This window comes from Halodesulfovibrio sp. (assembly GCF_025210605.1).
Lineage (GTDB): Bacteria > Desulfobacterota > Desulfovibrionia > Desulfovibrionales > Desulfovibrionaceae > Halodesulfovibrio.
The window spans coordinates 26642-39742 of the sequence record NZ_JAOARI010000020.1; the positions used below are offsets into that span (position 1 = coordinate 26642).

The 13101-nt window shown below is 45.7% G+C and carries 13 protein-coding genes; 10 read left to right on the forward strand and 3 right to left on the reverse strand.

What is annotated here, in order from left to right:
• Positions 1-57 precede the first annotated feature (57 nt).
• From N4A56_RS08465 to N4A56_RS08490, 6 genes are all read left to right on the forward strand, one after another.
• Positions 58-930 (forward strand): hypothetical protein, encoded by an 873-nt coding sequence (locus N4A56_RS08465; RefSeq protein ID WP_295546507.1) that lies wholly within the window; start codon positions 58-60, stop codon positions 928-930.
• A gap of 71 nt (positions 931-1001) precedes the next feature.
• On the forward strand, positions 1002-2033 hold the full coding sequence (locus N4A56_RS08470) for a tRNA-dihydrouridine synthase family protein (protein ID WP_295546508.1): 1032 nt from the start codon (positions 1002-1004) through the stop codon (positions 2031-2033).
• Positions 2034-2035: 2 nt separating this feature from the next.
• Positions 2036-2881, forward strand: a complete 846-nt coding sequence (gene ispH, locus N4A56_RS08475) for a 4-hydroxy-3-methylbut-2-enyl diphosphate reductase (protein WP_293670256.1) — start codon at positions 2036-2038, stop codon at positions 2879-2881.
• Between the two features lie 55 nt (positions 2882-2936).
• Complete coding sequence (locus N4A56_RS08480; RefSeq protein ID WP_295546511.1) at positions 2937-3890, forward strand: chemotaxis protein; 954 nt, start codon at positions 2937-2939, stop codon at positions 3888-3890.
• Between the two features lie 269 nt (positions 3891-4159).
• The gene (locus N4A56_RS08485; protein ID WP_295546512.1) at positions 4160-4987 is read left to right on the forward strand and encodes a TatD family hydrolase; all 828 of its coding nucleotides are present in this window, start codon (positions 4160-4162) and stop codon (positions 4985-4987) included.
• A gap of 235 nt (positions 4988-5222) precedes the next feature.
• Positions 5223-5624, forward strand: coding sequence for a hypothetical protein (locus tag N4A56_RS08490; RefSeq protein WP_295546515.1), 402 nt, complete (start codon positions 5223-5225; stop codon positions 5622-5624).
• Positions 5625-5940: 316 nt separating this feature from the next.
• Here N4A56_RS08490 and N4A56_RS08495 read toward each other — a convergent pair whose 3' ends face one another.
• Both N4A56_RS08495 and N4A56_RS08500 read right to left on the reverse strand, forming a co-directional pair.
• Complete coding sequence (locus tag N4A56_RS08495; RefSeq protein ID WP_295546518.1) at positions 5941-6378, reverse strand: GNAT family N-acetyltransferase; 438 nt, start codon at positions 6376-6378, stop codon at positions 5941-5943.
• A 419-nt stretch (positions 6379-6797) separates the two neighbouring features.
• Complete coding sequence (locus tag N4A56_RS08500) at positions 6798-7130, reverse strand: TraR/DksA family transcriptional regulator (protein WP_293670248.1); 333 nt, start codon at positions 7128-7130, stop codon at positions 6798-6800.
• Positions 7131-7323: 193 nt separating this feature from the next.
• Between N4A56_RS08500 and N4A56_RS08505 the strand changes: the two genes are divergently transcribed.
• Both N4A56_RS08505 and N4A56_RS08510 read left to right on the forward strand, forming a co-directional pair.
• Complete coding sequence (locus tag N4A56_RS08505; RefSeq protein ID WP_295546522.1) at positions 7324-8340, forward strand: phosphotransferase; 1017 nt, start codon at positions 7324-7326, stop codon at positions 8338-8340.
• Positions 8325-9269, forward strand: a complete 945-nt coding sequence (locus tag N4A56_RS08510; RefSeq protein ID WP_295546525.1) for an ABC transporter ATP-binding protein — start codon at positions 8325-8327, stop codon at positions 9267-9269. Before N4A56_RS08505 ends, N4A56_RS08510 begins: the two co-directional genes overlap by 16 nt.
• Positions 9270-9428: 159 nt before the next feature.
• Here the strand turns inward: N4A56_RS08510 and sfsA are convergent, their stop codons facing one another.
• A complete protein-coding gene (gene sfsA, locus N4A56_RS08515) occupies positions 9429-10169 on the reverse strand; it encodes a DNA/RNA nuclease SfsA (RefSeq protein ID WP_295546528.1) in 741 nt (246 codons plus the stop codon).
• A 289-nt stretch (positions 10170-10458) separates the two neighbouring features.
• Here sfsA and N4A56_RS08520 point away from each other — a divergent pair, with 289 nt between their 5' ends.
• Complete coding sequence (locus tag N4A56_RS08520; RefSeq protein WP_295546530.1) at positions 10459-11631, forward strand: pyridoxal phosphate-dependent aminotransferase; 1173 nt, start codon at positions 10459-10461, stop codon at positions 11629-11631.
• Between the two features lie 117 nt (positions 11632-11748).
• Positions 11749-13101, forward strand: a complete 1353-nt coding sequence (locus tag N4A56_RS08525; protein ID WP_293670240.1) for a glucose-6-phosphate isomerase — start codon at positions 11749-11751, stop codon at positions 13099-13101.

Below are 13101 nucleotides of genomic sequence, written 5' to 3' on the forward strand. Positions count from 1 at the left end.
AACCATCAATAACTAACCATCTCGGGCTGCTGCTTACACCAGCAAGTCAGGTGTTCCATGCGTATTTCCGGCAACAGCAATCCTTACGGCGGTAGCCAGTCCTCCGCCTCCACAAGTCGCGGTGCTATCTTTAAACGTAAAGTTAAAGTCGGGCAGTTGCTCAAGGGCAGAATGCTTCGTGTCGAGCAAGAGGGCTTCGCATGGGTTTTGATTGGAGATATGGAGCTACTGGCGCAAGTTGAACACATGCCTGAACCGGGGCAGTGGATGGAATTTCTTGTGCTAGCACTGGAACCTTCCATTCTTCTGCGTCAGCTACAGCACGGAACCGACCCGCGCGGTTCTATCTTCCTGAGTGACTATATCCGCTCTTACCTCACACAAAGAGACAAACTCGACACCATGCTGGCGTATGCCTTCTGGGATTCGCAAAAGCTATCAGCAGGTCAGAATAGTGAAGAGCACCGTACAGCGCTTATCAAATTTTTATTGCGCACTCCCGCCGCTCTCGATCAATACACTCGTGTAATGCGTCTGCTCTCCAGTGTGCAGCGCATGGTGCAAGTGGGGGGGCACGGAACATTTCACTACATGCCGTGGCTTATGCCTTCAGCAAAAGGGGTTGAATTACTCGTTTCCAAACCGGAAAACAATATTTGTACGGTTACTGCGGGTATAATCCTGAAAGGAGCACAACATGTGCTCGTAACCGGTCAGGTGAATATTTCAACCGACCCTGCCGCCTTTGCATTTCGACTCTTGCTTGATAAAAACTGCAAAGCAGGTAACAACACCTCTCGAGCAACCACTACATCTACAAACTGTACCTGCCTTGGCTCTTCTGAACTGCCTGCGGGGGCGCACGATATCCTCTCTCTCATATTCAAAGAGGTTCCTGCACAACGCAGGGGACTGAATTTACGCGCCTGATTCAGACAGAAAAGAACACGCCACACTGTGTGCGATGCTCAAAATACAATTTTCAAAACGGTATTCCATATATGCAGTATACTGATAATACGGGCTTAAACATCAGTCCGGAACGTCCTTGGCTTGCACCGCTTGCCGGTTACTCTGACCTTTGTTTCAGACTTCTTTGCAAAGAATTCGGGGCAGCCGTTGTCTGCTCAGAAATGGTAAGCGCCAAAGGACTGTACTATAAAAGCAACAACACGCATAAGCTGCTTGAAACTACAGAAAAAGAATCGCCCGCTGTTTTCCAGCTTTTCGGAAACGATGCAGATATTATGTCGCAGGCAATGGAACCACTGGTCAAAGCTGGCTACACTTGGTTTGATCTGAACATGGGCTGCTCTGTACGCAAAGTTTTCAAACAGGGTTGCGGTTCTTCTATGATGCGTGACATAGATAACTCTATAGAAGTTGCCAAAGCAATGATCGCCATAGGCGGAAAAGGTAAAGTGGGCTTTAAATTCCGCCTCGGTGTCGATTCTGAGCAGGAAGTATACAAAGAGCTTGCACTGCGCTTAGAAGATGCCGGTGCTGGCTGGCTTACTCTACATCCACGCACAGCAGCACAAGGCTTTTCCGGCACAGCACGCTGGTCTGCTATTAAAGAAGTTGTTGAAGCTGTATCAATCCCCGTGATTGCAAGCGGTGATTTGCTGGAACCTGAAGACGGTGTGAGATGTGTCAAAGAAACTGGTGCCGCTTCTGTTATGTTTGCACGGGGAGCCATTGGCAACCCTGCAATTTTTGACGAGTACATCACGTTGATTAAGGGCGAGACTCTTAAACGCCCCGATCCTCTCAAAACCATGCAGTTAATCCAGCGGCACAAAGAGCTTGCCCGCGAATATACCAACGAGCGCAGTGCATTGTTTAAAATGCGCACATTTGTTCCACGGTATGTTCGTCTGTTTAAAGGAGCAAAAGCGTTGCGACAGCAGCTTTCTACCTGTACAGACTGGGAACAGCTTGATGCCGTGATCGAAGAATTTTTTGCACGTTGCGAAGCGGTTGATCTGGATGAAATTTCAGAAACCATCAGCATGCAGAGTACATTGGAGTAAGTATGGAAGTACGCAGAGCTAAAACATCCGGCTTTTGCTTCGGAGTTTCGCTGGCACTGGAAAAACTTGATGCAGAAGTGGAAAAACACGACACCCCGATAGCAACACTGGGACCGATTATCCACAATCCGCAAGTGCTTAAACGCTACGAAGACCTCAATGTGCGCTGTCTTGAGCATGCAGAAGAAGCAAAATCTGACGAACGTGTGGTTATTCGCGCTCATGGTGTTCCGCGTGACACGGAAACAACATTGACCGAATCATGTGAAGAAGTTGTTGATGCAACCTGCCCAAAAGTTAAACGTGCTCAGCTTGGCATTCTCAACATGATAAACAAAGGTTGTTTTCTTTTGTTATATGGGGAAAAAGACCATCCTGAAGTTCGCGGACTCATGAGTTACGCTGATGACAAAGCATTTTTGTTTAATTCGCTTGAAGAACTCAAGAAATTTCCTCTTTCTGCCGATATAGACTATTGCCTTGCTGCACAGACAACACAGGACAGAGAGGAATTTGCGCAAATAGATACGTACCTGCAAGAACAGTTGCATGAACGCCTTCAGGTTCTTAATACTATTTGTAATGCGACAAGAGAACGACAACAGGAAGCCATTGCGCTTGCAAAAGAAGTAGATGCAATGGTTGTTGTAGGGGGCTACAGCAGTGGGAACACACGCCGCCTTGCGGATGTTTCCCGCGCACAAGGATGCCCGACCTTCCACGTTGAACAACCGGAAGAACTTTCTGCATCGGACTTTGCCGGTATGAAAGTAGTAGGGCTAACCGCCGGTGCTTCAACCCCGCGTTCTATTATCGATGCCACGGAAGAGTTCCTTAACACGTTGTAGAAGTATCATATTTTTATTAGCCTGCACTAAATAGAGCTATGCACCGGAGAACGCCATGCAGACGAACATACTTTTAGAATCTGGCACAAACGAGCTGGAAATTGTTGAATTTTTTCTCGATGAAATCGAGATAGACGGAACAAGCTACCGTGGATACTACGGCGTAAACGTAGCGAAGGTACTTGAAATTATCAGAATGCCTACAGTGACGGAGCTTCCTGAAAGCGGTCATTCCTGTATTTTAGGCGCATTCAACCTGCGTTCACAAGTTATTCCGCTTGTAGACCTTTCCATGTGGCTTGGTAAACACCGCGAAGAAACAGAACCACCTAAAGTTATTGTTACAGAATTCAACAACGTCTGCACCGCATTTCAGGTATCCGGCGTTAACCGCATTCACCGCATCAGCTGGGAAGAAGTTGAACCACCAAGCGGCTATGTAGCGAATCTGAGTAACCAGTCCATCACCGGTGTTGTAAAAATCAATGACCGTATCATCTTCCTGCTTGACCTTGAGAAGATTGTTGCCAACTTAAACCCGGATCTTGCACTCAAACTTGATGAAGCAATCGACTGGGAAAGTGGCGAACGCCGCCGCGCACTCATTACAGACGACTCCGGTCTCATTCGTGAAATGCTCACCGACTTGCTGGAAAAAGCAAACTTCCAGGTTGAAGCACACAACAATGGTCGCGAAGCATGGAACAGACTGCTTCATCTCAAATCCCTTGCAGAAGAAAGCGGTAGGAATCTAACGGATTATGTTCAGGTTGTGGTGTCTGACATCGAAATGCCAGCAATGGATGGACACTCTCTATGTAAATCCATTAAGGACGACCCTGTGCTCAAGCAATTGCCGGTAATTCTGTTCTCATCCCTTATTACAGATAAACTTCGCCATAAAGGTGAGTCTGTGGGTGCAGATATTCAGGTTTCAAAACCGGAAGTTACTCTCTTGGCACAGCGTGCGATTGCACTTATCGAAGAGCGTCGTCAGCAGTCCGCATAGCGCGCCTTACGCCAGTACGATAGTTTTTCAGCAGAGCGCGACTCTGCATAGAATACATAAAAAGGTCAGGACAACACATACATCACCGTATGGTTGCATCTGACCTTTTTTATTGGTTTGTGATTACAAAGACACATTCAAATAAGACAAGCCGACATGCGTCATCTTTTTTATTTCTAGCTAGACAGCCACTAGCTTCACAATCATAATCAGCAGCTCAATTACACACTAAGGCTGGCAATCGTCAGTTTACAGCAGGATATATTTCAATGGGTAAAAAGAAAAATTCAAAACCGGCACGACTGCCACAAAGCCTCGCATTACCGTGCACCGGTGTAGAATCACACGCACACCTCGACTTGGCTCCATTTTCTTCTGATATTCAGGAAGTACTTGAACGGGCGAAAGAGTCCGGTGTTCGTCATATATGCAACGTATTTCTTGGTCATGACGCATGGAAAAAGAGTCGTCATCTTTTTGACGGACATGATGAAGTCTTCTTTATCATGGGAACGCATCCAAGCCATGTAGACCAATGTACCGATGCTGAATTAGATGCTATGCGCGCTGCATTTGCAGAAGACAGCAGACTGCGCGGTGTTGGTGAAATCGGTCTTGATTACTACTGGGATCATTTCCCACGCGAAGCACAAAAAGAAATTTTCATCAAACAGCTCCACCTTGCAAAAGAGCTTGATACCCGTGTCATTATACATTCACGAGATGCTGCTGAGGATACAATTACTATTTTGGAAGCAGAAGGGTTTGTCGATTACCCCGTGCTGTGGCACTGCTTCGGTGGAAACACTGAACTTGCAGAACGCATCGTGAAAAACGGTTGGTACCTTTCCATTCCGGGAACAGTAACCTATCCTAAAAATGAAGAAGCACGCGAAGCACTCAAGGTAATCCCGCTTGATCGTATGCTTGTAGAAACTGACAGCCCGTATCTTACGCCTGTTCCTTACCGCGGTAAGCGCAATGAGCCTGCATACACTGTTTTCACAGCAGAATGCATCGCAAAAGAACTGGGTATGGAAACAGAAGAAATCTGGACAACATGCGGCAATAACGCTGTGCGCTTTTTTGGATTATAAATCGCACCAGCTTTTTATCTGAAGAAGCAAGTCTCCTACAGAGAACACGCCAAGCTTTTTCATAAAGCCTGCCGCTCTCAATTTCATGAAAAACTGATTTGCTGAAAAACGCCACCTCAAAAAACGCAGAAGATCCCGTGGATACCCGCGGGATCTTTATTATCTACACTATACTCTGTCAGTTAAACACAAAAATGCCATATACTTACCTTTTCAATCTATTGAGGAAAAGCATATGGCACCCAAAATTCTCGTCATTACAAACAACCTGAATGAGCAAGTCAGCCTGCTCCTTCTGTTAACAGCAGCGCAGTACCTCCCAACTTGCTGCGACGGTCTGCCTTCCGCACTCACTGCACTGCAAGCATCAACCTTTGATGTCATTATCACTGATGCGATTATTTATGACACGCCACCACAAAAAATGGCTGCGGTTGAATTTGCCTCACTTCTTAAAGAAATCCCACAGAATTCCCAAACACCCGTGCTGGTTATGGGAGATATGATTTCTCTCCAACATATTATGAATACACTACAAAGTGGAATCGCCCGTTTCATCCCAAAACCGTATACTTCGGCAGACTTTCTCGACACTCTTGCAGCAGAGCTTCGCATTGCAGAACCTCATTGCAGATAGAAACTGCATATCCAACTGCAATATCATGCCAAAAAGAGCTAAAAAATCGTTAGAGCGAATTATATGCATGATAACTTATGCCGGAACCACCTAAATTCAGTGTTTGTGCTTGGGTCAACTGACTCTTCATGCTATAGAATACGCGGTCTCACAAACCAACACACATCTAAATCGCCTAATGGAACTTCATGGTTTCTACCCACAACTGGAAACCATTGAGGGAGCGAACAAGCATGGATTTGCTAAGCACAGCTTTCCGTGCTTGTTTCTTTTTGACGTAAACGGTACCGCAACTGCGCCACATTTGTGTTGCTTCTTACACGATCAACTCCATGTTCGACGCGGGTAAATCCAAGATATCTAGAATTTTTGTACTCCCAACCGTAGTAAATCCAAAACTCTTAAAAAAGGGAACCGCCTCCGATGATGCTTCCAGCACAATTTTCGTCGCGCCTTTTTCCTTTGACGTTTCCATAAGCTTCTTCATCAGCGAAGTTCCAACTCCCGTAAAACGGAATTCCTCTCCCACAACCATGTGCGAAAGTCTCGCTACATCACCTTCGATTGTTATTCGTCCGCACCCTAAAAGCGTTCTGTTTTTTAACGCAACCAGCAGTATACTTTTATTTTCTAACTCATCTTGAATATAAGAACGAGTTACCCGCCCTACTGGATATAAATCAACCTGCCGCATTGCCACTGTCGGCTCATACAAATCATGTTCTGTGTCTATCTCTTCAACAGAATACAACATCTAACACGTTCCCCCGATGTGCATTATATATTCCAAACTGACCTTGAAATTACCATACCCGTCAGCATTGAGCACATCGGAATTGAGAACTTATAACTTTGACAATCTAGTCTACCCTTATTGCAGTAAAACTAATAAGAATCTGTTTTCACAGGACAAAAAAACATACCAACATGATCCACGAAACAAATTGTAGCCATAACTACACAGCCCCAAAACAATAGTGCGCTTCTAACAACCGTTCACATTGCCATCACTTCCACTCACAGAAAATACCTACGACCATCAAACAAAATGGAGTAACAATGCATACAAGTTGGTGTGCCACTGGCTACGGTGTCTGTTGTCCCCGCAACAGATAAATAGCCGCGCACCGGAGAAGTCCGGTACGCGGCTATAGTACTTTTTTTATCTTCCTGTTACTCTGCACACTTAACGCACAGAGTCGCTCCCGGCATTGCCATAAGGCGGGCATGTGGAATAGGCGCACCGCATTCCATGCAGTAGCCAAAATCAGGATCATCGACATTCCGTAAGACATATTCCAGTCCGGCAAGCCGTGATTCTGCCTTTGCAAGAGCCGCGGTGTTCACGCTGTTGTTTACTATATTATCCATACGTGAAAGTCTTCCGATAGAATCATCCGGTGCCACAGGTTTTGTAATCTCTTTAAGTCGAACTACTTCTATTTTCAAACGACCGACTTCCGCGTGCATTTTCTGCACGAGTGCTTCTTTTTGAGTTTCTTGCATATACTTTACTCTAATGTTGGAAATAAATTGCAGAAAGAATGGCATGCATATGCCTGATAATCGTGGGGAGATTTCTACTCAAGTACACAACGTAACAAACTACTTTTCCATGATTAATACTTTTTTATTGTAATATCATTCGCATGAGCACTCGAAATTTAACGCTAACACTCTGCAATACAAAATAATACATATGGATACAAAAAAAAATATCATCACATATCTTCATAAATCCGGATGGCTTGAGCAAGACACAAGTCAGGTTTTAGAAGATGTTTCGTTTCTGGCAGCAGGCGAATATAACGAAAACTGGCTTGTTACAGTCACCACAGAACATAATCCCACACGCCATCAAAAATATGTCTTCCGCATTAATCACGGTAGCCAACTGGAATTAGATACCAAGCAGATTGCCTACGAATTTTCTATTCTACAAGCACTCCAAAATTCTGGAGTAACCCCTCAGCCGCTTTTTGTGGACAACAGTGCAGAAATTCTTGCGTCTGGCTTTGACCACGGCGTACTACTCATGGAATACCTATCCGGCGAACCACTGGATTACAGACAAGATTTAGATCAAGCCGCGTATATTTTCGCTGCAATACACACGCAGCCGGTTCCAGAAGACCACAGTTTTATCCATCAAAAAAATCCAGTCGCAGACATTGTTACTGAGTCTCTAGGGCTTCTTGAACGATTTAAACAGCATCCTAAAATAGACCTGCGCCGCAAGCTGGAAGCATATGGTGAGCAGATAACACGGCTAGGAGATCAATACGCTTCTGCCTTTGCAGCCGAACCACAATTAATAGTAAATACCGAGGTAAACTCCGGTAATTTTATCATTAACCGAGAACAAGACACTGCACATCTTGTAGACTGGGAAAAAGCTGTTGTTTCTTGCAGATATCAAGACATTGGGCACTTCATTGTCCCGACAACAACATTATGGAAAACTGATTTTATTGCTTCGCCTGAGCACAGATTGCAATTTTTAACGCAGTATAAAAAGCACGCAGGATTATCCCAGTCACTCGAAGAACTTTCCATCCTCACTGGAGTACTGGAAAAAACAATTACCCTGCGCGGTCTTTCATGGTGCTACATGGCGTGGTATGAATACACTCAGCAGAATCGGACACTTAAAAACAACGACACGTTTGCAACAATAGAACGCTATTTGGATAATCTTGAATGGTTTTTACAATAGATACGTTATGCAAAAAATATAACGGAAAGCCCGTGCTTTCCGATGTTTCTTTCTCCGTTGATAAGGGAGACATTGTTTCCCTTATCGGGCCGTCTGGTGTGGGAAAAACAACTCTTTTACGAATTCTGGCAGGGTTGGAAGAACAAGACAGCGGCAACATTGCATTTGAAACACCGCCCAGCAAAGGCAACCCTGTAATTATGGTGTTTCAGGATTATTTGCTCTTTCCGAGTCTCACTGTTTTTGAAAACACTGCATTCGCGCTAAAAGCACGTAAAGTACCAGCCGCTGAAATTACAAGACGAGTCAATACCATTCTGGATTTTTTTCATCTTTCAGATAAGCACAATCATTACCCTGTACAGCTTTCAGCAGGACAAAAACAACGCGTTGCCATAGCGCGGGCAATGGTTGTAAACCCTGCCGTTTTGCTGCTGGATGAGCCTTTTGCCAATCTTGACCGTAACCTGAAACTCGAAACAGCAGAATTTATTCGCGATACCCAAAAAGAATTTGGTATTACAACGGTCAGCGTAACGCACGACCTCGAAGAAGCTTTTGCCATGTCGGATAAAATCGGCATCATGCTTAATGGAAAACTAGAGCAATTTGACACACCGTCAGCGCTATACAATTCTCCAAACTCTGTTGAAGTGGCAAAATTTTTAGGTCCCGTAAATGTCCTGACACCAGAACTATGCAACCACCTTGGTCTCACTGAGTCCATAATTCCAGAAGGCAGAGCGTATGCTATTGTCAGACCGGAGCAGCTGGTACTCACAAAAGGTACAGCTGCCCGCATCATGCGCGTTCAATTTGGTGGACACTATGTAAAATATTCTTTGAGTGTTATGGGGACAGAACTGACAGTATACGGATTTTCCGCTCAGTTTGCAGAAGGTGACTACGTAGGTATTAGTCTAGGCTAGACGGTTCATAGGGCACAGTAATCTGCATCATCAATATGCGTGCAACACGGTGTCCCTATATTCCGAAAGACTTGAAGCTTACAACCAGCTACAGGCAAGACCTATATGCCCTGCTCCTGCCAATCACACCAGTTTCTCCTTTAGGGAAACTGGTGTTTCCTAAAATGCTTTACCGTTCACAGGCAACAGTTCACCTAGCGCGATACCTGCTTCTGTTACGCTTGCTCTATACGGATACACTTCAACACCCAGCTCAAGTGCCTCGTAAAAAAGCTCTGCATACTGCGGGTCAATAACATCCGCAGGGGCAAAGCAGTGCCCGTCCGGTCGCTGAACAAGGTAAAAAAATGCGGCGCGATGTCCTTGCTTAACAAGGTTAATCATATTGTTAAGATGCTTACGACCACGCTCAGTCACAGCATCAGGGAAACAGGCAACTTCATCTTCCACCATTGTCACGTTCTTGCACTCTATCCACAATGGCGGCAAAGAATCATCTTCCGTGCGCAGTACACCATCTGCCCGACTGTCACCGACTTTTGCTTCACTTTTGAACTGCGTATAGCCCTCTGCCCAATGTAATCTATCTGTTTCAAAAGCTGCTTTAAGCATTTTATTCGGCGTCTGTGTATTTACGCCAACCCACTCAATTCCACTAGGCATATGCAATCCAACCGCTTCCTGAGTCCATTTAAGCTTACGATTAGGATTAGCAGCCGGAGAAGCCAATATTGGCGACCCTTGCCTTAATAATCCCATCATAGAACCGGTATTATTAGAATGAATCCAAACAGATTCACCATTCACAAGTATTTCTACACTAAAGCGCTTTACACGACGCACAAACGATCCGGCAATGCAACCTTCAGGATATAAAATGAGTGGTTCAAGGCTAGACATACAATTCCTATATATTTTATGTTTGATTTCCAAAAAAAGTGGATAAAGAAACCGGTTCTAAAAGTTTACATGTGTGTTGTTAACTGGTACTCCGCAGAAGGCTAGAAGGCATCATAATTATTGTTTAAACGTGCTGCATTCTCAATACACCACGGTAACATAATGTATTACAACAGACTGCATAACAGTCTTCCTTCCAGCAGTGCCCAGAACCTGCTTCCGGTATACTTTTGGCTTATTGATACGCCGACCATATACGCATAAATTTTATTTTAGAGAGAGGCAACGCATGAAGACTTCACGTCGTATCGCACAACTAAAACCGTCTGCTACCTTAGCTGTAAACGCAAAAGCGCTTGAGCTTAAAGCGCAAGGTAAAGAAATTGTCAGCCTTGCCGTCGGCGAACCGGATTTTCCAACACCGGAATATGTACGCGATGCATGCAAGCGTGCACTGGACGACGGATTTACGAGATACGGCGCTGTACCGGGTCTCCCCGAGCTTCGTACAGCCGTTGCCGACTACTTTAACCTTATGTACGGAACATCAGCGCGTGCTGAGCACACAATGATTACGAACGGTGGCAAGCAGGCGCTCTTTAACCTGCTGCAAAGCCTTCTTAATCCGGGTGATGAAGTCATCATTCCAGCACCATATTGGGTAAGCTACCCGCCTATGGTACAGCTTGCAGAAGGTGAACCTGTTGCCGTTGCCGCATCTGCGGAAGCCGGATTCAAAGTTACCGTAAAACAACTTGAAGCCGCACGCACAGACAAAACAGCCGTTCTGCTGCTGAACTCCCCATCCAACCCGACTGGTGCTGCATATTCCCGCGAAGAAATCGACGCTATCGCAGAATGGGCAATCAGCCACGGCATCTTCATTATTTCTGATGAAATTTATGACCAGCTCGTATACGCACCGGCAGAACATGCATCACTTGCCCCTTGGTGGGAAAAATATCCAGAACAGATCTGTATCGTAAACGGTCTTGCCAAAAGCTTTGCAATGACAGGCTGGCGCATCGGCTATGTTCTAGCGCATGTAGACCTCGTCAAAGCCATGAGCAAAATTCAGGGACAATCCACGTCCAACGTATGTTCCTTTGCTCAAAAAGGCGCAGTTGCCGCTCTTACCGGAGGCTTTGAAGTGGTAGACGCCATGCGCGCTTCATTCCGCAAACGCCGCGATCTCGCCATGAGCATTATTGGAAAATGGCCAAATGTTGTTTGTCCTGTACCACAGGGTGCATTCTACCTTTTCCCTGATGTTCACCGCTTATACAATGAAACCTATCCGGATTCCGCTGCAATGTGCACACACCTGCTGGAAGAAGCAGGCGTTGCGTTGGTTCCGGGTGCCGCATTTGGTGATGACAATTGTATTCGCATTTCCTACGCAGTAGACGAGAAAACCCTCGAAGAATCATTACATAAAATAGCCCGCATTCTTTTTGGATAAGATAAATATAATATTGGGCTTTACACTTTTTCCCTACGCTTCATCATACAGACACCTGCCCTTTATCACCTAAGGGCAGGTTTAATAGCTATGTTAATGAAGCGGGGTAATATTTTCATGACCACGAATACACTTGATTGGACAGGTGCATGGAACGGGCGGCTTGCCCGAAAAGATGAGCGACGCCACGAGAACCGTTGCGAAAAGCTCGCCACGCATCTTTATGAAGAAATTGACGGCAATAGACTGCCTTTCATTAATTTACCATACCGTGACGATCTAGAAAAAGGGCTGCTGGAACATTCACCATGGCTTCAGTCCTTTGACCACATGCTCCTGCTTGGTATTGGCGGCAGCGCACTGGGAGCCAGAGCTTTACAGCGTGCTTTTTATCCTGAGCAGGATATGCCGAACCACACCGGGAAACGTTTATGGATTTCAGATAACGTAGATGCAGGCATTTCTGAACAATGGCTTGCGCGGTTACCAGCAGAAAAAACTGTAGTGGTTGTTATCTCTAAGTCCGGTGGAACAATTGAAACCATCGCACAATATTTTCTTGTGCGCGAATGGTTAAAAGAACATCTCGGCGATGCGTGGACCGATCACATCATGCTTATCACAGATGCCCACAACGGCTATCTGCGTGATGAAGTTAATAGACTTGGTGTGCGCTCTATGCCTGTTCCGGACAACCTCGGTGGACGCTATTCCGTGCTCAGCGCAGTTGGTCTCGTACCGGCTGCGTTCCTAGGTATTGACTGGAAAGCTTTGCTTGATGGTGCTATGTCTGTTGGCGAAAGCCTTTGTAAACGCGGGTGCGGAGAACGCACCATGCTTACACATCCTTCGTGGAAAATTGCATCATGGGCAAAAACGCTGATGGAAGAAGACTACAATATTTTGTTGTTCTTCACTTATATTCCAACATGGGCATCTTTCGGAGACTGGTTCGCTCAGCTTTGGGCTGAAAGTCTCGGCAAAGATGGTAAGGGGTCTACCCCGCTTCCAGCCAAAGGCGTTACAGACCAGCATTCCACGCAGCAGCTATACCTTGGCGGTCCGCGTGACAAAGGCTGTTTATATCTGACCTGTCCGAACCAGCCGGAAGGTATGACCTTTGCCGATGATTTACCGGAAAAGTGGGATTACCTGCGCGGTGTAAAATTCGGTACTATGCTCCAAGCAGAGACGCTCGGATCACGCATGGCTCTAGGACAGACAGACACTCCTCTCGTAGAAATCAGAGTTGGAGAAACAACGGAAATGGAAGCAGGACGCCTGATTGCACTACTGGAAATTGCCACAGTGCTTACAGGCTGGCTGCTTGAAATAAATCCGCTTAACCAGCCGCATGTAGAATTAGGCAAAAGGCTGGCTAATGCACGGCTCGGCGCGACCGGCTACGATGAAGAAAGCAAACAGCTTGAACATTTCTTAGGCAGGGAGCCCGACATTCAGGAGTTCTAA